The sequence below is a fragment of the Chryseobacterium kimseyorum genome, from assembly GCF_025971945.1.
Taxonomy (GTDB): Bacteria; Bacteroidota; Bacteroidia; order Flavobacteriales; family Weeksellaceae; genus Chryseobacterium; species Chryseobacterium kimseyorum.
The window spans coordinates 20,894-46,411 of record NZ_JAPDHW010000022.1; the positions used below are offsets into that span (position 1 = coordinate 20,894).

The window sequence follows — 25,518 nt, forward strand, 5'->3', positions numbered from 1 at the left end:
TCCCTATTTTAAAATAATTAATTTTTAATGAATATCTGAGCTATCGATCTGTTTTTCTTAGACAATCTGATGATATTGTTTCCTTTAGAAAGCTGAGAAACATTAAGGGAATTTTCTTTTACATATGTAGAATTTCAAATTCTTCCTAAAGAATCAAAAATTTCAGCTTTTGTAAATTCTTCTTTAGATTTGATATTTAAAATATCTTTTACAGGATTTGGGTAAATACTGAATTCTGTATTGTTATTATTGATTTCAGACGTTCCCGCTACATTCTGAACCATAGTTGTAATCGTGTTGGTAATAATCAGATTGTAATCAAAATAAATACTGGCAGTATTGCTGAAAGTACTGCCGAGTGGAAATTGGTATCAATTTTTATATTATTGAAGTTATATCCTGCGCAATATTATTCATTGTATTACCCTGCCAGAAGTTTGGCTTATAGTCAATTCTGCAATCGAATAATGGTGAATTAGAATACATACTATTTTCACGGACCTAAATCCATTTTAACTTTGCTGCCATAACACACGCCTCTGTCATATTTCCGACTCTCAGTTTTTCCAAAATATTCTGTCTGTGCCGGTTGACGGTATTAATGCTGATGAAAAGCAGTTCGGCAATTTCTTTACTTCTTTTTCCATCCTGAATCATTTTTAAAATTTCTTTTTCACGAACAGAGAGAAATCCCCTGTTTCCATCTTCTGTCTGATGAATAACAGCACTGTTAGCTGTATTGATAATCATCCCGTGGTGAAGAGACGAATTCAGAAAATCAAAATGATAAAGGCAAAGCGCCAGTTCCACATTTTTATCAGTGGAGTTTGTAAAGTAAAACATCTTATGCAAAAGCGCCTTCTGATTGGGATTGTCAGCAATCCTCAATCTGCTCACCACACAATAATCTTTGTGCTCTTCAAACGGAATGGTTTTAATAAACTGAAAAAACTGAAGCTCCAGCAAATGCTTCTGCAAAACATCTTCAGCATTTAATTTCGCAAAAAGTTCTTCCTCCCAGATGCTCTCAATTTCCTGCGTACTTTCTTCCTGAAAAATGTCCAACGCATCCGCCAACTTCCCTGAATAAACATAACTTCTATTATTCTGAAGGTCACTGAGAACTGCAATTCCATTTTCTAAATCCACAAAATTCTGTGCAATTTCCTGACATTTTTTAAGCTGTAGATTTTCGTTTTCTAAAATAGAAGAGAATTCTTGTTGGAGGAGTTTTTCGTTAAGGTCGGATTGGATGGTCTTCATTAAAGAAATGGTTATTTATCAGTATTGGTTTGCAATTTTTAAGCTTGTAAATTTGCCCATTATCAACGTAAAAATACAATGAATAATCTGAACGAAAAAGAAAAAATGCTGAGCGGAGAAATCTATGACGCGTCAGACAAACATCTCATCAAAGAAAGAAATATCGCCAAAGACCTCTGTTTTGAATACAATCACCTTCAGCCTTCCAAGCTTAAAGAAAGAAAAGCCTTAATAAAAAAACTCTTCGGCAAAACCGGAAAAATGTTCCATATCGAGCAACCCTTCTACTGCGATTATGGCTACAATATCGAGATTGGTGAAAACTTCTACACCAACATCAACGTCGTGATTCTTGACTGTGCAAAAGTCACTTTCGGGGACAACGTGATGATTGCACCCAACTGCGGATTCTACACAGCCGGTCATCCATTCGACGTCGAGCAGCGCAACAAAGCTTTGGAATACGCATATCCAATCACGGTTGGAAACAATGTCTGGATTGGCGCAGGCTGCAGCATTCTTCCGGGCGTCACGATTGGTGATAATACAGTGATAGGAGCGGGAAGCGTGGTGACAAAAGATATTCCCGCCAATGTTTTAGCGGTCGGAAATCCGTGCAAAGTCATTCGCGAACTATAAATCAATCTAGATTAAAATGAAAAAAATAATACTGTCCTCCATCATATTTCTGAATTTGTTATCAGGACTAAATGCCCAATCTCTTGAAAAAATGACGTGGTTCAACGAGCCTTCTCAGTGGGAAATCAAAGACAAAAAACTGATCATGAACGTCACGCCACAAAGTGACTACTGGCGTATTTCGCACTACGGTTTTACCGTTGATGATGCACCATTTTATTACTCAACCTACGGCGGAGAATTCGAAACCAAAGTCAAAATTACCGGCGATTACAAAGCCCGCTTCGACCAAATGGGACTGATGCTGAGAATCGACGAACAAAATTACATCAAAGCCGGCGTAGAATTCGTGGACGGGAAATTCAATCTCAGCACCGTCGTAACGCACAAAACCAGCGACTGGAGCGTTATCGTTTTAGAAAAAACGCCACCTTTTGTCTGGATAAAAGCAGTACGAAGACTCGATGCGGTCGAGATTTTCTACTCCTTCGACGACAAAGAATATGTGATGATGAGAAATGCCTATTTACAGGACAACAGACCTGTACAGGTCGGATTTATGGCGGCAAGTCCGGATGGAAACGGCTTCAAGGCTACTTTCGAAAATTTTTCTGTCAAACATCTTCCGGATCAGCGTCGTTTGGAATGGCTGAAGAAAAATCAGAATTAGAAATAAAAAAACTCTCGGACATCTAATCTGAGAGTTTTTTTTTAAGTTGGATAAATTTAATTTTTAATAAATTTCTGGGTTACAGATTGATTTTTAGTAGAAAATTTAATCAGGTAATTTCCTTTAGGAAGTTCTGAAACATTTATTGAATTACCGTTTACACTTACAGAATTCAAAATTCTGCCGGCACCGTCGTAAATTTCAGCTTTTACGATTTTCTCTTTAGATCTAAAGTAAAGAATATCATTCACAGGATTCGGATAGATGCCGATTTCTACTTTATCTTTTATGTTTTCTGCAGTTCCCAAAACATTCTGTACCGTGGTTGTGTATGTATTGGTAATAATTGGATGGTTATAATCAAAATAGATATTTGCAGTATTACTGAAGCTTTCTCCGAGCGTCAAAGTAGATTTTGTTTTGATTTTAAAAGCTATATAACCGTCATTAATGGCATTAGCAAAAGGCAATTGAATGTTTTCAAAAATGAATTCCACAGTATTTGGGTTTGTAATTCTCGTTACAAAGCTGTGACTACCATGCAAAGCTTGTAAAGTATTAATATCAAATTTTGATGTATCGATCACGTCTTTTACTACAATATTTTGTGCATTTGCTGTTCCGGTATTCTCAAATCTGATTAAATAATGAACGTAATCACCAACGTTTGCCTGAGTGATGGTAGCTCCCTCCAGACATGTTTTGTCATTCGGATCAAAAGAATTAACAACAGTTTGGTTTAGCGTAAATGTATTGTCTATAGGAGTTTCATCAGAAAGACCACTAATTTGTGTTGTATAATTTAAAATATTTCCTCCAACTAAAGGTGGAGTCTGTATCGGTGTATTTAAGGTAAATGTTAAAGTGATTTCTCTCGTTTCAAATGGAAGAAGATTGGCGAAATTCCAGTTTAAAGTTCCTGTAGATGAAGAATTTGGGGTAAGTGTAGAACTTAGGAAGTTCATTAAATTGTCATCAAAACTGTATGCCAGTGTCCCTGATTGTGTAGCTGTTCCTTTGTTTTTATAGATCACCTTGTATTTTACATTAAAGCCTGGCACTGCGGCTCCTATCGGAATGGTAACCACTTCAAGATCATTGTGAACTCCGTTGGCAGATAAGCAGAAATTTTGTGTAAGCGGACTTGTCTGCATAGGAAAATTTGCAGTGAAACTTGCGGGTGATATGTTGAAATAGCCCGGGTTTTCCAATACCGGTGTCATGGTATGAGATCCTGCGTTTACAGGAATTGAGTAATTTCCGGAAGCATTGGCAATTACGTTTCCGGACGCTGTTCCACTGGTAATTGTAAATTTTTGAAAAGATTTATTTAAATCATTGACATCACATCCGTTATTATTGCTGTCATATTTTGTATTTCCCTGGATGGTATAGGAAGTTCCGCCCGGCGTGAACGAGCAGTAAGTGTTTAATGTTACATTATTATATCCGTACAAATTAAGCATATTGGTAACTAAGCTGATGTCGGAGTCGTCGCAACAGATGTAGCTGATATTTGGATTATTTGAAAAAAGCACACTGTTTGGCTTTCCGTTTTTAATAAATAATGACTGTAAATTATTATTATGAACTGTGAAAGAACCTAATAATGTATTTTGTCTGACGTCGAGACTCGTCAGTTGATTATTACTCAGATTGAGCGTGGTCAAGAGAGGTGAACTGGAGAGATCAATGTTTGTCAGTTGATTATTTGTCATGTTTAAATAATTGAACAGGGGACTTTGAAGGTTGATCGATGTTAAATTATTAAAATTTGCCTGAAGCATTTTCAGTTTAGGGGTGTTGGAGAGATTGAGGCTAGTAAGTACATTTGCCGCGCATGTCACATTTTCTATATTAGGCAAATTACTCAGATTTAATGACGAAAGATTATTAGAAGTAACATTGATACTGATTAGACTTGCAAGGTTGCTGACATTCAGGGAGGTGAGAGCGTTGGAATTGGCGACTATTACCTGAAGCTGATTATTATTTGAAAGATTTAAACTTTGAATTAAATTGTTATTACAGTATAAAATTCTTAATAGTGGTAGTGAATCTGTATTCAGACTTGTAAGTTTTGCGTGTTCTACATGTAAATTTGTGATAGCAGTACAGCCGTTTACATTTACATTTGCTAAATTTTGCCCCTGATATACAAACAGAGATTTGAGATTGGTCAAATTGCTGACGTCCAGAGTAGTAAGCTGATAAAAGTTTCCCAACGCTATATTTGTTGCATTTGAAAACGCTTTGATCCCTTCGAGGGACTGTATATTTGAATAGAGTAGAGGGAAAGTCTGATAAACGTTAAATAACTCAAGGTTTCCAATCGCCGCCGCTTCAGACTGCTGGATCTCTCCGTCATTATTGGTGTCAATGCTTACCCAGACATTAGGATTGGCTGTTGATTGAGCAATGTGATTCGTCGCACTTGCAGATAAAAGCAAGGTTTTGAAGTTAGCATCCGGAATATTGACAATTTGGGAATTAAAATAGGAGCAAAATAGCAATGTTGCTAATAAGTAGATATTTTTCATGATAATTGGTTTATACTACCAAATATATGAATTAATTTTAACAAAAGTGCTATTTTGCAATCAAATCCAAAAACTCCTGTTCGTCCAAAATCTCAATTGTCCCAATATCCTGTGCTTTTTTCAATTTGCTCCCTGCTTTTTCTCCAACTACCAGATAATTCAGATTTTTAGAAACCGCAGAAATGTTTTTTCCGCCGTGTTTTTCTACCATTTCTTCCGCAGATTCTCTTGTGAACAGCGATAATTTTCCGGTAAACAAAAACGTTTTTCCTTCCAAAGCATTCGATAAAACTTCATTGGTATTTTCTCCTTTTTCCAGCTGAACACCGTAGGATTTTAATCTTTCGAGCATTAAAATATTTTCAGGATTATTAAAGAAATCAACGATGCTCACCGCGATTTTCATCCCGATATCTTCCACCTGACAGAGTTCTTCGGCAGTCGCTTTTTTTAAATCGTCAATCGTGTTAAAGTTCTTCACCAATTTCTTGGCAACTGTTTCCCCAACGTGTTTAATGCCTATTCCGAACAATACTTTTTCAAAAGCAATTTCTTTCGATTTTTCAATACCGTCGATAATATTCTGAGCCGATTTTTCTGCCATTCTTTCCAGGGGAAGAATCTGTTCTTTCGTTAAAGCATAAAAATCTGCAGGATTTTCAATTAATCGGGCATTATAAAGCTGTTCGATGGTTTCACTTCCCAGATTATCAATATTCAATGCCTTTCGCGAAACATAATGAATCATTCTTCCGACTACCTGAGGAGGACAGTGTAAATCATTCGGGCAAAAATGAATCGCCTGATCTTCCAATTTTATCAGTTCAGTTCCGCATTCCGGACAGTTTTTGATGTACTCGATTTCTTTGCTGTCAGAAGTTCTTTTCTCCTCGTTAACGCCGACAATTTTGGGAATAATCTCACCACCTTTTTCCACGTAAACGAAATCGTGCTCGTGCAGACCGAGTTTTTTAATAATATCTTCATTGTGAAGAGATGCGCGCTTAACGGTCGTTCCCGCTAATAAAACAGGTTTCAGATTCGCAACAGGCGTTATAGCACCGGTTCTTCCGACTTGGTACGTTACTTTTTCAAGTTCGGTTTCTACTTTTTCAGCTTTAAATTTATAGGCCATCGCCCAACGTGGAGATTTTGCTGTGTAACCGAGCTGTCTCTGCTGTTTTAATGAATTAACTTTCAAGACAATTCCGTCAATCTCAAAAGGCAGATTATGCCTTTCCGTATCCCAGAAGTTGATGAATTCTTTTATTTCATCTAAATTTTTGCAGAGTTTTGCCTGTTCTGAAATTGTAAACCCCCAGTCGTGAGCTTGATGAAGCAGTTCCCAATGGGTTTCCGCCGGAATTTCCTGCGAAACAAACTGGTACAAAACTGATGACAATCTTCGTTTTCTCACTTCACCGCTGTCCTGCATTTTCAGACTTCCGCTTGCTGTATTTCTTGGGTTCATAAAAAGGTCAAGGCCTTCTTCTTCACGCTGTTTATTGATTTTATCGAAGTTTTTTCTTGTCAAATAAATTTCTCCACGCATAAAAAAGCGCGCAGGAAAATCTCCGGTCAGTTTTACCGGGATATCTGAAATGGTTTTCACGTTCGAAGTAATTTCGTCTCCCTGAAAACCGTCACCACGCGTCACTGCCTGAACCAGCTTTCCGTTTTCATACAAAATAGAAATCGAAGCACCGTCATATTTTAATTCAGCTACAAATTCTACCGGTTCATCAATGGTTTTAATGATACGTTTCTCCCAGTCTGCCAAGTCGTCATAATCGTAAGAATTATCCAGAGAATACATTCTGAACTGATGCTGAATGGTCGGGAAAATCTTGGTTATACCGCCACCAACGCGGACAGTCGGAGAGTTGTCATCATGAAATTCCGGATGTTTGGCTTCCAGATCCTGAAGTTCTTTTAGTAATAAATCAAATTCAAGGTCAGAAATGCTCGGTTCATCCATCAGATAATAGTTTTCGTTATGCTGATTGAGTTCTTTACGGAGCTGATCTATCTTTTGCTGAATGTTTTCGGACATCGGAAATTTATTTAAACGCAAAAATAACCAAAGTAATTTCAAATTAAAAAAATAAAATAATTAAATGATATGAGAATATTAAAATAGCTTAATACAGCTTAACTCACTGATATTTCACTTTATAAAATGTCTGTTGACGATGCGTTAATATTAGGTTGCAGTTTAATTAAAAAAATGTTAAAAGTCCCTTAAACAAAGGGATGACAAAGTCAGGATACCTTTGCGCATCTAATTTAAAAAAATGAAAAGAGTAAAGATTGTATTAGGATTATTATTTTTAGGAATGGGTACGATGGCTTATGCTCAGACCACTCAGGCTTCTATCACCGGGAAAGTAAATGGCGCAGGAAACGTAGGGCAAAATAAAATTAAAGTAACAATTGTAAATGAATCTACCGGTTTTAGAACAGAAACGGAGACTAATTCTCAAGGGGAGTATATTTTTAAGGAAATTCCGTTGGGCGGACCTTATACAGTGATTGTAAATGATGAGAAAAAAGAAGGTTATAATGTCAATTTTGGTGATCAGGTTACGGTAAATATGAGTCTGGAGAATTCCGGTGAAAAAACAATTGAAGAAGTTGTGCTTGTCGGAAATCTAAAAAACAAGATTGGAAATTTGGGCGCAGCCACAGCAATAACTGCAAAAAATATCGGAATCTTACCTGTAAACGGAAGAAATTTTACCAATCTCACCGAATTATCGCCTCTAAGTGGTAAAGGCGGAAATTTATCGGGTCAGCTGGGATCTTCAACCAACTTTACGATAGATGGGATGACTGCAAAAAACCCTACTTCTGCAGGTTCTACCACAAGCCGAAGTGGTGCTCCGTATTCAATTTCTATCGAGGCCGTGCGTGAATTTAAAATTACAACCAACCAATATGATGTTACTTTGGGAAGAAGTGGCGGTGGAACGGTAAGCGCAGTAACAAAATCGGGAACAAATAAGTTTACCGGAAGTGCATGGGAATATTTAAGAACAGGATGGCTGTCGAGTAAATACGATATCAGAGGGAATGAGCGAGTGAATGACTTCTCAACATCTCAGTTTGGGGTTTCTTTGGGCGGTCCGATTATCAAAAATAAGCTTCATTTTTTTGCAGCCTGGGATCATCAGATAGAATCAAAACCACTGTTGATTGCAGATATTCAGAGCAATGCTGATGCGTTGAGACTTGGGGTAACCAATGAATCACTGAATCAGGTACTCAATATCGCAAGAGCAAAATATGGTGTTGGAAATACACAGCAGTTCGGATCATTTGACAGAGTCAGAAATTCTGATGCAGGATTTTTGCGCTTAGATTGGCAGATCAATGAGAAAAATCTTTTGACTCTTAGAAATAATTTCACGTATGATTTTAATAAAAACGGACTTCAGGATAACACCGCAATCAATTTCTTCGAATCGTACGCAAACGATAAAAACTTAGATAACAGCCTTTTGATGACTTTGAGATCAAATCTAAAGCCTAATTTAACCAATGAATTAAAAGCTCAATATCTATACACTTTTCAGGACAGTTACCAAAATAGTGAGTTGGGCAGAACGGTTCCTAGAGCTATTGTAGAACGTGTAGCTTCTACGATTGACGGAACGAATTTAACCACAAATATTCAAATGGGAGGACATCGTTTTGCCCAGGAAGGATTCAAAAATAATGTTTTCCAGCTTGTAGATAACGTCTACTACAATACTGATAAAATAAAATATACCTTCGGTGTCGACCTGATGTATACCCGTTCAAAATCTGTCTACGGAAGCGAGGTAAACGGTAGATTTCAGTTTTTAGGAATTGATAATTTTAATAATCTTACGCCTTACAGATTTTACAGAGAGGTGCCTTTGGTAGAGGATACATCTGTGAAATCGAATATTTATAATCTTGGGCTGTACGGACAGATGCAAACTAAAATCGCAAAAGGTTTAGATTTAATGGCAGGAGTAAGATTTGATTACGGAGGCTATCCGAAAGCAGGATTCAACCAGAAATTGTTTGATGAAATGGGAATAAGAACCGACAACAAAATAAAATCTTTTATCATTCAGCCGAGATTCCAGTTTGACTGGAATATCAATGAAGGAAATAAAGATTTCTTAAAATTCGGAGCCGGAATTTTCTCATCAGATATTAATAATTATATGGTGATCAATAATTTAGTGTTTGACGGAAATCATTTTGCAACGGTAGATGTTAATCCTACACAAATTGGTCTTACCCCGAATTTCCCGGGATACAGAGCAGATTATTCTACAGTTCCTTCGCTGCCACAGTATCAGCTTCCAACGATCAACTATACCGGAAGTGATGCGAAAATTCCTATTGTTTATAAAGCAAATATCTCCTATACGCACTTCTTCAACGAGAGATTCAGAGCAGGAATCGCAGGATATATGGCTTTAGGAAGAAATAATTATTTCTATTACGACAGAAACATGGTTGCCAATCCTTTTTTCACTTTGGGTAATGAGGGTGGAAGAGGAGTTTATGTTCCTTTAAACACGATCAATACGGCAAATGGAACCATGAACTGGAAGGACGGAAGAATCAATCAAAACTTCGGCCGTGTACTGGAACTTGTGAGTGACGGTAAAGTCAACCAGTTTTCATTTGTAGCTGACACAAGCTACCGTTACTGGAGAGATGGTGAAATTACGGTGAGCTACACATGGTCAGATATTAAAGACAATACTTCGTATAATGGTAACGTAGCCAACTCGGCAACTTTGTCTACTTTGGTACAAAGTGATCCGCGGGATTTGAGAATGTCTTATTCTGATAATCAGTTCAGAAATAAAGTAGTGGTCTACGGAAACTCTCCAACCATTGCAGGATTTACTTTAGGAATCAGATATTCAGGTATTGGAGGAACGCGTTTCTCTGTAACTTCTGGAGGAAACATCAATGGGGATTTCGTAGATACGAATGATCTTGCTTATGTTTTCCCGAATCTTACTCAAACATTACTTGATAATCCGGAAGTGGGTGACGCGTTGAAAAACTATATCACAGACTACAACAACCAGATTGCAGAAAGGAATGGCGGTAAGAATGGTTTCTTTGGTGTTTGGGATCTTCGTATTGCCAAAAAAATTAAATTTGAAAAGATTGGCGGGTTTGAGCTTTCAGTAGATATCTTCAATGTAGCCAATATGCTGAATAAAGAATGGGGTGTAAACAAATCGTACGGAAATACAGCGCTGTATAGAATTAATGGTTTCGATCCGGTAACCAAGCAATTTAAATATAGTCTGAATACAAGCGGTCTGGAGCCATTATCAGGAAATCCTTACCAGATTCAGTTAGGAGCCAAATATACATTCTAAAAATTTAATATTATCTTTATGTAAAAGTCTCCCGGGGCTTTTACATTTAATTTCTACTTTATATTATGAAAAATTTTATCTTAGGGTTAGCCGTTTTAAGCGCAGGAATTATGAATGCACAAACCCAAATTATCGCTCACAGAGGATATTTTCAGACCAATCCTCCTACAACAGAGAATTCACTGAAATCGTTAGAAAATGCTCAGAATCTGAAAATTTACGGGGCTGAGTTTGACGTAAGAATGACCAAAGACGGAGTTTTGGTGGTAAATCATGATGAGCATCATGCAAAGATGGAAATCTCAGAAACAGATTTTAAAGAACTTAAAAAGGTGAAACTTTCAAACGGAGAACAGTTTCCTACTCTGAAAGATTATCTGAAGAAAGGAAAAAAAGATCAATCTCTGAAACTGATTGTAGAGATCAAGCCTGACAAAACAAAAGAAAAAGAAGATGAGTTGACGGCAAAAACGATAAAAATGATCAAAGACCTGAAGCTGGAATCTCAAAGTGAGTTTATTTCTTTCAGCTTAAATATCTGTAAAGAGATTAAAAAACTGGAGCCTTCATTTAAAGTTCAGTATCTGAGAGGAGAACTGTCGCCGCAACAGATCAAAGACGAAGGGTTAGACGGTATAGATTACCACTACAGCATTTTCGAAAAAAATCCAACCTGGATTGCTGAAGCAAATGCACTGGGATTAATTACAAATTCCTGGACGGTTAATGATATTGCAATTTTTAACAAACTGAAAGATCAGGGAATCGGATTTGTCACTACCAATACACCTGCAGATTTTAAAGACTTAAAATAGATTCCGAATTTTTAAAATTACTATGCCTTACAGATTCTGTAGGGCATATTTTGTATCTGATAGTGTCTGAGAATAAAAGGGATTAAAAATACATATTTCGGTTACTATGTATTGCATTAAGCTTTGATAATGTCTCTAAATGAGTGTTTGATAGGGTTTTAAAATTTCTGTTCACACATGATTCACATCACGTTCAATAATTGTTTAAAATATGTTAAATTCATGTTAAAAGCATCGTCATAAAGTCGTTCTAATTTTGCACAAACAAAAATTAGACATGCGTAAGGAGACTCAAAAATTACTTCTGTTATCCGTTTTAGGGTTGGTAAGCGTCAATATGGCGGCTCAGCAACAGGTAAAGAAAGATACGGTGAAGAATATTGAAGAGGTTGTTGTTACAGCCCTCGGGATTAAAAGACAGGATAAATCTTTAGGTTATGTAGCTGAAAAGGTGAATGGAGAAGAATTTACAAAAACCCAAAACAACAACTGGGCGCAGGCGTTGGAAGGTAAAGTTGCAGGTTTAAAAATTCAGACTGCAGGTGCGGGACCTCTTGGATCTGCAAAAATCACATTACGTGGAAGCGCATCGATGAATATGGACAATAATCAAGCTTTGATTGTTGTAGACGGTGTTCCTTTGGGTGGAACCAATACAGGAACAGGTAATGCAGCATACGGTGCTGGAACAGGTGGTGATCTGCCGGTGGATTTCGGGAATAATTTCAACAGCATTAATCCTGATGATATAGAATCCGTTACGGTTTTGAAAGGTGCTACGGCAGGAGCGCTATACGGTTCGCGAGGTATGCATGGAGCTATTATGATTACTACAAAATCAGGAAAATCTAAGAATGGAAAAGTATCGGTAACTTTTAATTCGAATACAAGTTTTGATTCAGTTTTGCACTGGCCAGATTATCAATATGAATACGGGCAGGGCACATTACAGAAAAATACGGCAGGACAATATTACTACTCGTATGGAGCTTCGCCGGATGGTGTCAATACAGGCTCTACAAGTAGTGCCTTTGGACCGAAGTTTAACGGACAGTCATTTTTTCAATATGATCCTACAGTAGAAGGGCAGAGTCTGCAAAAACAAGAATGGAAACCTTACAGAAATAATATCAAAGACTTTTGGGAAGTTGGAACTACGTACGCTAATAATTTGTCAATCGAAAGTTCTACCGAAAAAACAGCTTTCAGAGCATCACTGAATTATACAAAGAATAACTGGATGATGCCAAACACTGGTTTCGACAGATTTAACGGAGCTTTGTCAATTGATCATCATGCCAATGATAAACTTCACATTGTAACTAAATTTGCATACAACAGCACAGAAAGCGACAATCTTCCGGCAACGGGCTACAATAATCAGTCGATTTCTTACTTTATGATTTTTCAGAATCCCAATGTTGATCTAAATTGGTATAAACCAATTTGGAAGAATGGGCAAAATCAAATTGACCAAATCCATCCATTCAGTTCTTTTATTGACAATCCTTACTTAATTGCTTATGAAATGCTTAATGGTGTCAATAAGAAATTTATTACCGGAAACGTAACGGCTACTTATAAGTTTACCAAAAATTTTGATGTCATGTTGCGTTCAGGGCTTGAAATTACCGATGAAGAAAGAACGACGAAAAGACCTTATAGCTCTGCCAATTATCTTCAGGGATATTACAGAGAGCAGCATATCAATAATTCCGAATTCAATACAGATATCTTATTCAGTTATAAAAACAATTTCGGCAAATTTGGCTTTAATGCTTCCGCAGGTGGAAACCTTAGATACAATGAATACACCTTAAATGATTACCGTGCAACCGGATTGAAAATTCCAGGACTATATGAACTTACCAACGGTATTTCTTTGCTTACCAGAGTTCCTCAGCCCAGAGATAAAGAAATGAACAGTTTGTACGGTTTAGCATCTTTAAACTACGATAATGTCTGGTTTTTAGATCTTACAGCCAGAAATGACTGGAGCAGTGCGCTGCCAAAGGCTGACAGGTCATATTTCTATCCTTCAGCTGCAACATCACTTATTCTTTCAGATATTTTTAATTTAAAGTCAAATAATTTTAATTTCTGGAAATTAAGAGCTTCATGGTCGATGGTGGGAAGTGATACCGATCCTTACAACCTCCTGCAGACTTACAATACAAGCGACTTTAATAACTCTGCAGAGGTTGCCTCAATTTATTTCAATCCTAATCTAAAACCTGAAATGAATACCAATATCGAGGCAGGTATGGATTTTAGTTTCCTTAAGAATAGATTGACTTATGGTGTTACAATATATGAAAGTAATACAAAAAATCAGATTATTACTGTTCCAACATTGATTGAAACAGGATATTCAAACAGAATTATCAATGCAGGCGAAATCAGAAACAGAGGGATAGAAATGACTTTGGGAGCATATCCTGTTAAAACTCAGAATTTCTCGTGGAACGTCAATGCCAACTGGTCGATGAACAGAAACAAAATTCTTTCTTTACCAGGTGAATTTAACGGGGAACCGTACACCATGTCTTCAGTAGGAGGTGTCGTTTTCTTTAATGCTGTGGTCGGCGGATCTCTGGGTGATATGTATGGCGCAAAACTACAAAGATCTCCGGATGGGCAGGTAATTTATGGTTCTGATGGACTGACAGCGAAATCAACTAAGATAGAATATGTAGGCAACGCCTATGCAAAATGGAGAGGAGGTTTGCAAAATACATTTAAATACAAAAACGTTTCTTTCTCTTTCAGTCTTGATGGTCAGTACGGTGGAATGGTATATTCTCAGTCTCACCACAAAATGTCTGAACAAGGAAAGCTGGAGCACACTTTGGCAGGCCGGGATAACCCGAATGGAACAATCGTGGGCGCAGGTGTTATTCAAAATGCAGATGGAAGTTTTTCTGCCAATACCAAAGCAGTCGCACTTCACACTTATTACGGAGATTATTACAGAAGAGCCAATATAGAAACCAACAGTTTCGACGCCAGCTTTATTAAATTGAGAGAAGCGACAATTACCTACGATTTTCCACAGGATATTGTGAGAAATCTTAAAATGTCTAATCTAAGCCTATCTCTCTATGGTAGAAATCTTTTAATGTGGACTAAAAACTTTCCACTCTTCGATCCTGAAGCTGCAACTCTGAACGATTCTTCTATTACACCGGGCGTTGAAGTCGGTCAATTACCAACCGCAAGAACAATTGGTATACAACTGAATGCTAAATTTTAAAAAAAGAAAAATTATGAAAAATAAAGTTTCAAAATTCTGCACAGCTATTTTAGCAGCCGCAATGCTTACTTCTTGTGACAGATCTTTCGAAGAAATAAATACAGATACCAGCAAAATCAATACGCCAACTGCAGGAAGTCTTCTGATGCCAATTCAGTATAACATGGCGGCAAATGCATATACGAGAGCCAATAATTTCACTTTTGACATTATGCAGGTTGCCATCGACTTTCCTAACGAAGGGAATACAATCAGCAGATACTATATTACAGAAACTTCAGGAAACTCTTATTGGAACGCTTCCTATAAATGGCTGAAGCAAAACAAAGAAATGTACGACTTCGCAACAAAGCAGGATGATAAGAACTATCAGGCAATTGCGTTGGTAATGAATGCGTGGATGTTTGCAAATCTTACTGATACTTTTGGTGACGTTCCTTTCACTGAGGCTTCACGCGTTGAAGATGGCATTACACAGCCAAAATTTGATAAACAGAAAGACATTTACATTAAACTTCTTGAAGATTTAAAAACCGCAAATTCTCTTTTTGTAACTACAGAAACGATATCGGATCCAGATTTATTCTTTGGCGCAAGTACATCCACAGCTGGAATTGTAAAGTGGAAAAAATTCTGTAATTCATTATCTCTGAGATTATTAGGTAGAATTATGAAGAAAAACGGGGAGATTGATGTTTACGGAAAAATTCAGGAGATTGTCAACAATCCGACTTTATATCCTTTGATGACGAGCAATGCAGATACTGCAGGTTTAGATATTTCAGGAGTTGCGCCACTTTTGTCACCAATTGCAAGACCGCAGGATTTTACGACAGGCAGAGCTGCTGCAGATTTTTTTGTGCAGACATTGAAAAATAATAACGACCCGAGGCTGGCTACTTTCTTCTCTCAGGCTAAAGACATCGTTTCTCAGGCAAACCTTGGTTATAAAGGTGCTCCTGCGGGATATATTCCGGGAACGGCATTTACTTACCAGCCTTCCAATATGAATCAAAATCTGGCAAAAGCGCCATTGAAAATTCTTATTTATCCCTATGCAGAACTTCAGTTGAGTCTCGCGGAATTTGCTCAGAAGGGAATTATTTCAGGAAACGCCCAGACTTTCTACGAAAATGGAGTAAAAGCAGCAGTAGAACAGTGGGGCGGTGTGGTTCCTGCTAATTACTTTACTAATCCGAATGTTGCTTATAATGGAACTTTAGAAAGAATTATGCTGCAGAAATATGTTGCTCTTTTCTTTGTAGATCAGCAACAGTGGTACGAAAAAAGAAGAACAGGTTTCCCGGTGCTCCCCAATAACGGAGGTTTGCTAAACAATGGAAAATTACCACAAAGACTTATGTATCCTGTTCAAACCAAAATTCTTAATACAACAAATTATCAGGCGGCAGTTCAGTCGATTGGTGGAGATGATATCAACGTCATCAACTGGTGGAATCAATAATTAATTTAAGTAAATAAAAAATGAAAAAAATAAGATTAGCAATTCCGTGCCTGTTGATCTCAGCAATGGCATTTTCTCAGACATCAGTTTCAGGATATGTTTTTGAAGACAGCAACAAAAATCAGAAGAAAGAAAATAAAGAAAAGGGTGTAGAAAATGTAGCGGTTTCTAACGGAACTCAGGTCGTTATAACAGATAAAAACGGGAAATACAGTTTGCCGATTCAGGAAGATCAGACGGTTTTTGTGATTAAGCCTTCAGGATATAAACTGGCTTTAAACTCAAACAATCTTCCACAGTATTATTATCAGTACAAACCGAAAGGTTCGCCGACCGATTTTAAGTATAAAGGAGTTGCGCCAACGGGAGCACTTGCCAAAGAAGTAAATTTCGCACTGCAGAAGCAGGAGGAAAGCAAAAATTTTGACATCCTCGTTTTCGGAGATCCGCAGCCTTACACAGAAAAAGAATTAGATTATTTCAAAAGATCAATTGTCAACGAAGTTAAGGGCAACAAGAAAAATGCTGTTTTCGGAATCAGTTTAGGAGATTTGGTGGGTGATAATTTAAGCCTTCAGAAACCTTACGCCGATGTGATGAGAGAAATCGGGCTGCCATGGTATAATGTGATGGGAAATCATGATATGAACTACGAAGCAAAAGAAGATCTGGTTTCAGATGAAACTTTCGAATCGAACTTCGGTCCGGCCAATTATTCTTTTAATTACGGAAACGTTCACTTCATGGTTTTAGACGATATTTTATATCCAGATCCAAGAGATGGAAAAGGCTATTGGGGCGGATTCCGTGATGATCAGATTCAGTTTATTCAAAATGATTTAAAACTTGTAGATAAAAATAAACTGATTGTAGTTTCTTTCCACATTCCATTGGATCACAACAACGAAGACAATTTCAGAAACACAGACCGTCAGAAATTATTTGATGCGCTCGCACCTTTTCAAAATGCTTTGATGCTGTCGGCACACACGCATATTCAGCAGCAGATATTTTACGGAAAACCGCAGGGCTGGAATGGCGCAAAAGAATTACATGAATACAATGTAGGAACTACTTGCGGAGACTGGTGGTCAGGAACTTCGGATGAAATAGGGTTACCGACTTCCACGATGAGAGACGGTACCGCAAAAGGGTATTCTTTTATCAGTTTTACTGATAATCAGTATAAAGTGAAGTATAAAACTGCCGGCAAGCCGGAAGATTATCAGATTAAATTGTATGTGCCGAAAGTAATTCCTTTTCCATCAAAAACGTCGGCGAAAGTTGTCGCGAACTTCTTTATAGGGAGCAAAAAAGATAAAGTGGAATACAGAATCGATAACGGAGCATGGGAAACTATGGAGTATAATGAGACCATCGATCCGAATTTTGCACAGTCAGTATTTAAATGGGATACAACGCAGGAGCTTTTCCCTGGAAGAAGACCTTCAAACCCTGAGTTTTCAAGACACATCTGGGTGGGAGGATTTGGAAATAAATTAGCTCTCGGTAAACATAAAGTTGAAGTAAGAGCTTACGATATGTACGGAAATCAGTTCACTTCTTCAGAAGATTTTGAGGTGAAGGACCGAGTCCTGATTCCTTAATAATTTCAATTTTTTATATATTACTTTCAGAAACCGGCTTATTCGTAAGCTGGTTTTGTTTTGATATAGAATTTCCTAATGATTCATTTTTAATAAATCAAAATCATAAACACCTGTTTAAAAAAATGGTTTCGTAAATTTGCACTATCAAAATTTAAACAATGAATCTAAACGGAAAAATCGCCATAGTAACAGGTGGTGGCAGAGGTCTTGGAAAAGCAGTTGCTTTAATCCTTGCCAGCGAAGGAGTAAACGTCGGAATTACCGGTAGAAACGAAGAAAATCTTAAAATGACTGTGGATGAAATCAAGAAATTGGGAGTCAATTCAGCATATGCAGTTTTCAGTATAGATAATGAAATTCACGTAAAAGCCGGAATTGAATCTATTGTAGAGCAATTGGGCGGTGTAGATATTCTAATCAATAATGCCGGAATTGGAGATTTCGGTTCGATCGAAGAAATGTCTTCTGAAGTTTGGGAGCAGGTGATTAAAACCAATCTTTTCGGAGTGTATTACGCAGCAAAAGCTGTCTATCCTTATCTTAAAGAAAGAGGTGAGGGCGATATTATTAACGTAGCTTCAACGGCAGGTCTGAAAGGCGGTCCGAATATGTCAGCATACGCAGCATCAAAAGCAGCGGTTGTTTCACTATCGCAGTCAATGATGGCTGAATGGAGAAAACAGAATATCAGAGTAGTGACATTGACGCCAAGTACAATTGCATCAGATATGTCGATTGAAGGAGGTTTAACAGATGGAAATCCTGATAAAGTTCTTCAGCCCGAAGACTTCGCAGAATGGGTAAGAGATATTTTGAAAATGAACAGACGTGCATTGATTGCCAACGGATCTATTTTCTCAACAAATCCATAAAAAAGAAGTTAGTTAGCAACGGTACATAACTAAAATTCCTTTTCCCTGAAACAATGGATTTTTGTGAAATAAAGAAATAGTTTTTAGTTTAAAAAGCAACTTATAGTTGTTGTTAACATCAATAAATCAATAGGAGCGGGCTTTAGCCCGCTTTTTTAATGCAATACTTATTGGCTTTAGCCGAAACTTAAAAGTATCACACATAAACTAATTTCATCTAAAAATTTGACAAAATTCTCAAGTCCTGAAACTGATCCAATACTTTTATGTAAAAAAAGGATACTTAGATAAGATATAAAAATAATCTTTCAAAAGAACGAGTACTACAGTTCGAAGAAAAAATAGGAAGCTTCCTGCTAACATTTTTCATTTTCTAAATCTTTCAATTTTTAAATTATCTATTTTTGCAACAAATTATTCACATGCAAAATTATTTAGAATTCGATTTCAAAATTTCTCCGCTTCAGCCCTGGAGCGATATATTAATGGCCGAACTTATAGAAATCGGTTTCGACAGTTTTACAGAAGAAATTCACGGTATTTTAGGATATATTCAGAAAGATCTTTTCAAAGAAGAAGAATTGAAAGCCTTACCGCTTTTACAAAATGAAGAGGTGAAAATTGAATATACATTCACCGAAATGCCCAATATCAACTGGAACGAAGAGTGGGAAAAGAATTTTGAACCCATCAATATCGACGATAAAGTTTTAATTCGCGCAGAATTCCACGAGTCTGTAGAAGGAATGCACGAAATCATCATTCAGCCTAAGATGTCCTTCGGAACGGGACATCACCCAACCACACACCTGATGATCCAGCAAATGATGGATATTGATTTCTCAGGGAAAAAAGTTTTGGACATGGGCTGCGGAACTTCAGTTTTGGCAATTTATGCAAAACAAATTGGTGCAGGAGAAACCAAAGCAATTGATATCGATGAATGGTCAGTAGAAAATTCAAAAGAAAACGCTGTAAGAAACAACGTAGAACTGGATATCGAACTGGGAACTGCAGACAATTTAGGACATGAGAATTTTGATATTATTTTAGCGAATATCAATAGAAATATTCTTATCTCAGATATTCCAACTTACGTTACTGTTTTGAATGATGGCGGAAAATTACTGCTTTCTGGCTTATGTTTCTTTGATGTGGATGATATTCTGGAAGTTTGCAGAGAGAATAATTTGGAGCTTAAAAAGAAATTGCAGCGTGAAGAATGGGTGAGTTTACTCCTGGAAAAAAAACTAAATTACAGATTATGAAATCTTTTTTAATCACTGTATTTCTGTTTGCTTTTCAACTGTTTTCTGCACAGGAAGAAATCTATGCAAACGGTGTTTTTAATTTTGAAGAAAACAAAACACAGAAGATTTTCACAGATTTCACCAGAGTAAGACAGCAACCCACAGTAAATTCCAAAATACTGGATTCTTTACCGTCGAACCAGCAGGTTTTAATTATTAAAAAAGAAGAATCTTTACTGCAGTTAGGTGAAAGGGCTGCACACTGGTATAAAATTTCATATCAGAAAAACAATCAAACTGTAGAAGGGTATATTTGGGGTGCTAATCTTTCAGTAGGGTACAGAAATAAAAATGGGTATGACTTTTTGTTTGGTCTGACGAAAACGCTGAGCAAAAAAAATCCGGACGGTGACGGTTCATATCAGCAAAACTATGCATCTGTGAAAGTTTTGAAAGGAAATCAACTGGTGGATGAAGCCAATTTTGAAACCGGATTGGGAGAAAGTTTGAATTTCGGAACCTTCACAATCGAGAGTAATCATCAACTTAAAAATGTAGATTTTACTCTTAAAGCTACGGTGTCGGGTGAAGCCTGCGGAATTGCAGGGTATGATCAATATGTTCTCTTCACCAATAAAAAACTGATTGCACTCCCACAATTGATGAACGTCGGAGATGCAGATATCTATCACCACAGCGAAGAATTTATTTTTCCGAATGACAAAGGAGGAATTCCAAATGCTTTTATTCTGAAAACAGAAGAAATGGAAAAGGACGAGAATGAAAGAGAAAAAACCAAACGATCGTCTAAAACCTATCTTTGGAATGGAAGCTCTTATAAGCTGAAATAATAACTCGTATAAAAACCACTGTAGATTTGCAGTGGTTTTTCTTTTATCACCAATGAAAGATATTTTTAATTTTATTGAGAAAAATTTCAATATTTTGTTATAATTTTAATAAATCAACTCAAAATTATTAAATATGACAAAAAAACTACTTCTTTTATTACTTATCTTATCCGGAATTTCATTGTATCAGGGTAAAAATCTGTGTAATAGCCCTTTAGAAAAGTTGTTAACAGTTCCTACCAATGTCGTTATTTCAAATATAAACACATCGACAGTCCACGTTACCTGGAACTCCATTTCTTCTAATCAATATATCTTAAGATGGAGAGTTGTAGGAGCGAGTGCTTGGGTTTCCGTAAGTTTGACCTTACCTTACTACACATTGGCGGGATTAATGTCCTGCAAAACTTACGAGATTCAGGTTATAGATTCATTAAATAATCCAACAGATAACTCAGGATCATTCTTCTTCACGACACTGTCTGTAGACAGCTGCAACTCTGCGTCTACAGATTCAGCAATAATGCATATTTCAAATGTAACCGTTACTCCAAGCCCTACGTCCGGATTTTCTCCAATGGTTAGCAGTTCCGGAACTTCTAATTATACCGATTACCGACCTGATCCTACCAGAAGAGTGGATTTGGTTTATGGATCTGTAAATAATGTGTTTTCCCTTACAAAAAGCGGCCCTGTTAGTCCCTCTGCTGCTTACGTGAACGTCTGGATCGATTATAATGCAAATGGTATTTTTGAATCTTCTGAGTTGACTGTAAGTACGACATCCAGTTCCGGTAATCTGATAACAAGTTCATTTAATGTTCCTGTTTCAGCGGCAACAGGTGGAACTATCAATTGTGCAGTTACAATGCGGGTTATCTTTTCAAATACTTTTGTTCCCAACGGATGTGGAAATTTTGGCTATGGCGAAGTAGAAGATTATGGAGTGTATTTTTCAACAGCTCCGAATCTTGCAGTCAGTGAAGCCGATAAACACAGAGAAATTAATATTTATCCAAATCCGGTTTCAGATATTTTACATATTTCAGGAATTTATTCTGATGTAGAATTTGAATTGTACAGTGCTGTCGGGCAAGTGATAAGTCAGGGGAAAACAAAAAATCAATCTCTTTATGTTCGTCATTTGGATAAAGGTGTTTACTTTATTCAGTTAAAAAACAGAGAAGATTTCACCAGATTGAAGTTTATCAAAAAATAAAATGAAAAAGAGAGTGATGATAAAACACTCTCTTTTTTTATAATTAATCTTTTCTCAATTTAGATTTTACTCCGTTATCAGTAACCATTTTTCTGAATTCAATAATTTGATCTTTATCCATATTTTCTTTCGCGATCATATTCATCGTTCGGGCACTTTGGTAAATCAAAAACCAGTCTTTCAGTTCTTTTACTTTAAAAACAGTGTTCCAGGTGAAATCTGTTTCGAAAGTCTCACCCTTTGCCTCAACTTTGTCATTGCTAAAAATATAGGTGATCTGTTCCTGAATCTTCTTGTTAGAAAAAAAAGCATTTTTCAACCGGAAGTACGTGCGGACAAATATAAAAATAATGATGACAGCAAGCCAAACAGTAGCAGTTTTAAAGCTTTCCTGCATCGCATTTTCAGCATTGTACAGATTCAGACAACAGAATAGTAACAGGATTAAAGAAAATATAATAATTCGTGACAGTGAATTTTTAATATTGAATTTTAAAAAATCCTTAAATGAAATGTGAGTTTTAATAATCATTATTACATTTTAAATCCTCTCTAACTCATCTGCACTGATCACGGTTTTAAAACTTCCATAATTTACAGTTACTTTATTCTTGGAAATAGTCTCAATCGTTCCAACACTTGTACTTCCGGTAATTCTTACACGCTGACCGATTTTCATCCACAACGCTCGGTCCGTTTTACGTTTTTCCTCGATTTTTTCGTTGGTTTCGCTTATTTTTTCGATGACTTCCTCTTTTTTCAGCTGCTGCGTGATTTTTCTTTTCACGACCTGCAAACGCTTGGTTTCGTCTTTATCGGCACCGATTTTTCTGAATTTTTCCTGTTCAAGAATTTTCACGAAATCTTTTACCACATCTTTTCTGGATCTTCCTTGAATGTAGCCGTCGATAAATGCCTCAATTTTATTTCCGAACTGGAGCTTTCTGTGTTCATCTTCGTAAAGTTTCTGGAAGTTAAAAAGCTTTTGCTGAAGCTGTTCGTTCAGTTTCTGAAGATTATCGCGTTTGTCTTCTACAGAACCTTTTCTTTCAGCAAGATCAGTTTTTAGTTTTTCAACTTCGTATTTTTCCTGCTGAAGCTTGACGATGGTTTTATCTAAATTAACGATGTCATGTTCCACTTTTTTCTTTGCAGAATGAATGATGAATCTTGGGATTTTATTCTTCTCCGCCACTTCGAAGGTGAATGAACTTCCTGCCTGTCCGACTTCCAGTTTATACATTGGCTCCAAAGTTTCTTCATCAAAAAGCATCGCAGCATTGATAGCGTTTGGAAGCTGTTCTACTACCAATTTGATGTTGGTATAATGCGTTGTGATAATCGCGAAACTTTTTTTATCGTAAAAGAATTCTAAGAAACTTTCTGCTAAAGCGCCACCCAATTCAGGATCAGATCCGGTTCCGAATTCATCGATCAGCAAAAGGGTATTAGGGTTAGACTCACGGATGATGCCACCCATTTTCTTCAATCTGGATGAGTAGGTCGAAAGATGGTTTTCAATCGACTGATTATCGCCAATATCGGTCATGATTTTATCAAAGAAAAACATTTCTGATTTTGGATGTGCAGGAACCAAAATTCCGCTCTGGATCATCAGTTGAAGCAATCCAACGGTTTTCAGAGTAATTGATTTTCCACCAGCATTAGGCCCGGAAATACAGATGATTCTGTTATGTTCCGTTAAACTTAAGGTCTGTGGGAAAATGGTTTTATTTTCTGCTTTATTTCTCAGCCAAAGTAGAGGATGAAAAGCATCTCTCAGCTTTAAAGTTTTATGACGGTTGATTTTAGGTAAAATTCCGTTTACCAGTTCACCAAATTTAGCTTTAGCTCTTGTCAGATCTAAATCAAAAATATACACCTGATATCTCCAAAGTTGTGGCTGAAAAACCGCCAGTTCCGCAGTAAGCTGTCTAAGAATTTTGTCAATTTCCTTTTTTTCTTCTTCCTGATCTTCGCGAAGTTTAAAATAATGCTTCACCACACTGTCAGGCTGAATAAAAGTGATAGAACCTGTTTTGGAAAGTCCTAAAACTCTTCCCGGAACTCTTTTTTTATACGCCGATTTTACTGCTAAAACCCTCTGATCTTCAATGATGCTTTCACGGATATCGTCTAAGAAATCACTCTGACTATAGTTAAACAGCACTCTGTTGAAATTTTCCTGGATCGCTTTTTTGGATACCTGAATTTCTGCGCGCAGAGTTTTCAGAATCGGGGAAGCTTCACTTTTCACTTCTCCAAAACGGTTGAAAACCTTATCCACTTTATCAATAATTTCTTTTTTATATTCCAAAGCAGCCGCATCCTGCATCAATTTTGGAAAAGTATCAGGCATGGTCGGGAAAAACTTTTGAAGCTTTCCTATCTGTTCTGTGAGGGTTTTTATTTTGATGAAAGCTGAGTTTTCGAGACGGTAATTTTCGATCAGCATCAGTTTCAGTTCGCTCTCTATATCTTCATATTCATCAAACGGGATCGCATTTGAGCTCTCAAAACTCGACAGGTATTCTGAAGTTTTTTTCAATGAAATTTCTGCTTCATCAATTTTCATCGGAAGAAGCTCATTAATTTTTTCTCTCGTTTTCGGAGAATAGGCAAAAGGAGCAATTTCCGCGAGCAATTGCGGAAACTCCAGTTCGTTTAAATCTGCTTTATTAATATACACAGTGCAAAGATAATTAATTTGGAAATGAGAATTTAATTTGAAAATGTGTTTAATCTGAGAATTTGAAAATGTGTTATAAATCTCAAATCTCAAACTTCAAATTTCAAATCATTTAGTTACATTTGAAATATGAGAATAGAAACCGACCGTTTGATCTTAAAAGAAATTGATGAAAGCAATGTCGAGGATATTTTAAAGATTCGAAGCAATGACGTTGTTAATGAATATGTAAAGAGAATTCCACCAAAAAACAATTATGATGCGCTTGATTTTATTTTAACCATCAAAAAACGAACTCAGAACAATGAAACATTCTATTGGGGAATCACTTATAAAAACCAACAGAATCTTTTAGGAACGATTTGTCTTTACAGATTTTCTGAAGACCGTACAGAAGCAGAGGTCGGTTACGAACTGCTGCCTGATCATCACCGAAAAGCAGTGATGTCTGAAGCGCTTTCTGCGGTTTTAAACTTTGGTTTTAATGAATTAAATTTGCAGACGATTTTAGCTTTTACGAATAAGTTTAACGAAAATTCTAAAGGTCTTTTAGTAAAACATGATTTTGTTTTGCAGGAGGGGAGATTTGATGAAGGCTTTCCGGAGAATTTGGTTTTTAGTTTGAAGAGAAAAGTTAATTGATAAAATTATTCAAATTTAAATGTCGAAAAATATTATCGCAATATTAATAAGTATTCTTATTCTCTTTTTTTCAGTAAAGGACTTTGGATTTATCTTTATTTCACTGCCAATTTTTGTTTTGTTATCTTATAACTTATCAAATTTAATTCTACAATTTAGTTCTAAGAAATTAGATAAAAGAAAAACTAAAAATTTTGAATGGATATTTCTAATACCTCTTTTTATTATTTTGATACTTGGCAGGTATTTTGAAAATACAATTGGAGGTTATGAGTTGTTTTGGAAATCTGCTTTTGCAAGTCTCATTTTTAGCAGCTCCACAGTTTATATCCTATCATTATATTATAATTTTAGTA

Annotated in this window: 19 protein-coding genes; 13 read left to right on the top strand and 6 right to left on the bottom strand. The window is 36.6% G+C overall.

The features are described from left to right. Positions 1-134: 134 nt before the first annotated feature. Together OMO38_RS18770 and OMO38_RS18775 are read right to left on the bottom strand one after the other, a co-directional pair. A complete protein-coding gene (locus OMO38_RS18770; protein ID WP_264751710.1) occupies positions 135-284 on the bottom strand; it encodes a T9SS type A sorting domain-containing protein in 150 nt (49 codons plus the stop codon). Positions 285-501: 217 nt separating this feature from the next. After that, positions 502-1,263: a response regulator transcription factor gene (locus OMO38_RS18775; protein ID WP_264751711.1), complete on the bottom strand. Its 762-nt coding sequence runs from the start codon at positions 1,261-1,263 to the stop codon at positions 502-504. A 78-nt stretch (positions 1,264-1,341) separates the two neighbouring features. Between OMO38_RS18775 and OMO38_RS18780 the strand changes: the two genes are divergently transcribed. Both OMO38_RS18780 and OMO38_RS18785 read left to right on the top strand, forming a co-directional pair. Beyond that, complete coding sequence (locus OMO38_RS18780) at positions 1,342-1,902, top strand: sugar O-acetyltransferase (protein ID WP_264751712.1); 561 nt, start codon at positions 1,342-1,344, stop codon at positions 1,900-1,902. 16 nt (positions 1,903-1,918) lie between these two features. Further along, a complete protein-coding gene (locus OMO38_RS18785) occupies positions 1,919-2,572 on the top strand; it encodes a DUF1349 domain-containing protein (RefSeq protein ID WP_264751713.1) in 654 nt (217 codons plus the stop codon). Positions 2,573-2,628: 56 nt separating this feature from the next. Here OMO38_RS18785 and OMO38_RS18790 read toward each other — a convergent pair whose 3' ends face one another. Together OMO38_RS18790 and ligA are read right to left on the bottom strand one after the other, a co-directional pair. Continuing rightward, entirely contained in the window at positions 2,629-5,112 is a 2,484-nt protein-coding gene (locus OMO38_RS18790) for a DUF7619 domain-containing protein (protein WP_264751714.1), read from the bottom strand. A gap of 49 nt (positions 5,113-5,161) precedes the next feature. After that, positions 5,162-7,165, bottom strand: a complete 2,004-nt coding sequence (ligA, locus tag OMO38_RS18795) for an NAD-dependent DNA ligase LigA (RefSeq protein WP_264751715.1) — start codon at positions 7,163-7,165, stop codon at positions 5,162-5,164. Between the two features lie 241 nt (positions 7,166-7,406). Between ligA and OMO38_RS18800 the strand changes: the two genes are divergently transcribed. The 9 genes from OMO38_RS18800 to OMO38_RS18840 all read left to right on the top strand — a co-directional run bounded on the left by OMO38_RS18800 (position 7,407) and on the right by OMO38_RS18840 (position 21,831). Beyond that, a complete protein-coding gene (locus tag OMO38_RS18800; protein WP_264751716.1) occupies positions 7,407-10,496 on the top strand; it encodes a TonB-dependent receptor in 3,090 nt (1,029 codons plus the stop codon). Between the two features lie 65 nt (positions 10,497-10,561). Then, the gene (locus OMO38_RS18805; protein WP_264751717.1) at positions 10,562-11,311 is read left to right on the top strand and encodes a glycerophosphodiester phosphodiesterase; all 750 of its coding nucleotides are present in this window, start codon (positions 10,562-10,564) and stop codon (positions 11,309-11,311) included. Positions 11,312-11,588: 277 nt separating this feature from the next. Next, entirely contained in the window at positions 11,589-14,564 is a 2,976-nt protein-coding gene (locus OMO38_RS18810) for a SusC/RagA family TonB-linked outer membrane protein (RefSeq protein WP_264751718.1), read from the top strand. 13 nt (positions 14,565-14,577) lie between these two features. Beyond that, complete coding sequence (locus OMO38_RS18815; protein ID WP_264751719.1) at positions 14,578-16,029, top strand: SusD/RagB family nutrient-binding outer membrane lipoprotein; 1,452 nt, start codon at positions 14,578-14,580, stop codon at positions 16,027-16,029. 20 nt (positions 16,030-16,049) lie between these two features. Beyond that, positions 16,050-17,636 (top strand): calcineurin-like phosphoesterase family protein, encoded by a 1,587-nt coding sequence (locus tag OMO38_RS18820; RefSeq protein ID WP_264751720.1) that lies wholly within the window; start codon positions 16,050-16,052, stop codon positions 17,634-17,636. A 161-nt stretch (positions 17,637-17,797) separates the two neighbouring features. Next, positions 17,798-18,511: a 3-ketoacyl-ACP reductase gene (locus OMO38_RS18825; protein ID WP_264751721.1), complete on the top strand. Its 714-nt coding sequence runs from the start codon at positions 17,798-17,800 to the stop codon at positions 18,509-18,511. 422 nt (positions 18,512-18,933) lie between these two features. Further along, on the top strand, positions 18,934-19,779 hold the full coding sequence (gene prmA / locus OMO38_RS18830; protein ID WP_264751722.1) for a 50S ribosomal protein L11 methyltransferase: 846 nt from the start codon (positions 18,934-18,936) through the stop codon (positions 19,777-19,779). Further along, positions 19,776-20,612 (top strand): SH3 domain-containing protein, encoded by an 837-nt coding sequence (locus tag OMO38_RS18835; protein WP_264751723.1) that lies wholly within the window; start codon positions 19,776-19,778, stop codon positions 20,610-20,612. The genes prmA and OMO38_RS18835 overlap by 4 nt, the downstream gene beginning before the upstream one ends. Before the next feature lie 133 nt (positions 20,613-20,745). After that, entirely contained in the window at positions 20,746-21,831 is a 1,086-nt protein-coding gene (locus OMO38_RS18840) for a GEVED domain-containing protein (RefSeq protein ID WP_264751724.1), read from the top strand. Between the two features lie 43 nt (positions 21,832-21,874). On the opposite strand, the gene OMO38_RS18845 is transcribed toward OMO38_RS18840, so the two are convergent. After that, positions 21,875-22,363 carry a YcxB family protein gene (locus tag OMO38_RS18845; RefSeq protein ID WP_264751725.1) on the bottom strand — a complete coding sequence of 163 codons (489 nt, stop codon included), beginning with the start codon at positions 22,361-22,363 and terminating at the stop codon, positions 21,875-21,877. Between the two features lie 9 nt (positions 22,364-22,372). After that, on the bottom strand, positions 22,373-24,520 hold the full coding sequence (locus OMO38_RS18850) for an endonuclease MutS2 (protein ID WP_264751726.1): 2,148 nt from the start codon (positions 24,518-24,520) through the stop codon (positions 22,373-22,375). 129 nt (positions 24,521-24,649) lie between these two features. Here OMO38_RS18850 and OMO38_RS18855 point away from each other — a divergent pair, with 129 nt between their 5' ends. Then, a complete protein-coding gene (locus OMO38_RS18855; RefSeq protein ID WP_264751727.1) occupies positions 24,650-25,162 on the top strand; it encodes a GNAT family N-acetyltransferase in 513 nt (170 codons plus the stop codon). Between the two features lie 19 nt (positions 25,163-25,181). Continuing rightward, on the top strand, positions 25,182-25,518 hold a 337-nt coding region (locus OMO38_RS18860; protein WP_264751728.1), incomplete at its 3' end, for a hypothetical protein.

Coding starts and splice junctions, on each gene's coding strand:
- OMO38_RS18855 (WP_264751727.1), top strand. CDS start 24,650: ATGAGAATAGAAACCGACCGTTTGATCTTAAAAGAAATTGATGAAAGC.
- OMO38_RS18775 (WP_264751711.1), bottom strand. CDS start 1,263: ATGAAGACCATCCAATCCGACCTTAACGAAAAACTCCTCCAACAAGAA.
- OMO38_RS18845 (WP_264751725.1), bottom strand. CDS start 22,363: ATGATTATTAAAACTCACATTTCATTTAAGGATTTTTTAAAATTCAAT.
- prmA (WP_264751722.1), top strand. CDS start 18,934: ATGCAAAATTATTTAGAATTCGATTTCAAAATTTCTCCGCTTCAGCCC.
- OMO38_RS18790 (WP_264751714.1), bottom strand. CDS start 5,112: ATGAAAAATATCTACTTATTAGCAACATTGCTATTTTGCTCCTATTTT.
- OMO38_RS18835 (WP_264751723.1), top strand. CDS start 19,776: ATGAAATCTTTTTTAATCACTGTATTTCTGTTTGCTTTTCAACTGTTT.
- OMO38_RS18815 (WP_264751719.1), top strand. CDS start 14,578: ATGAAAAATAAAGTTTCAAAATTCTGCACAGCTATTTTAGCAGCCGCA.
- OMO38_RS18810 (WP_264751718.1), top strand. CDS start 11,589: ATGCGTAAGGAGACTCAAAAATTACTTCTGTTATCCGTTTTAGGGTTG.
- OMO38_RS18825 (WP_264751721.1), top strand. CDS start 17,798: ATGAATCTAAACGGAAAAATCGCCATAGTAACAGGTGGTGGCAGAGGT.
- OMO38_RS18785 (WP_264751713.1), top strand. CDS start 1,919: ATGAAAAAAATAATACTGTCCTCCATCATATTTCTGAATTTGTTATCA.
- OMO38_RS18800 (WP_264751716.1), top strand. CDS start 7,407: ATGAAAAGAGTAAAGATTGTATTAGGATTATTATTTTTAGGAATGGGT.
- OMO38_RS18770 (WP_264751710.1), bottom strand. CDS start 284: ATGGTTCAGAATGTAGCGGGAACGTCTGAAATCAATAATAACAATACA.
- OMO38_RS18840 (WP_264751724.1), top strand. CDS start 20,746: ATGACAAAAAAACTACTTCTTTTATTACTTATCTTATCCGGAATTTCA.
- OMO38_RS18780 (WP_264751712.1), top strand. CDS start 1,342: ATGAATAATCTGAACGAAAAAGAAAAAATGCTGAGCGGAGAAATCTAT.
- OMO38_RS18820 (WP_264751720.1), top strand. CDS start 16,050: ATGAAAAAAATAAGATTAGCAATTCCGTGCCTGTTGATCTCAGCAATG.
- OMO38_RS18805 (WP_264751717.1), top strand. CDS start 10,562: ATGAAAAATTTTATCTTAGGGTTAGCCGTTTTAAGCGCAGGAATTATG.
- ligA (WP_264751715.1), bottom strand. CDS start 7,165: ATGTCCGAAAACATTCAGCAAAAGATAGATCAGCTCCGTAAAGAACTC.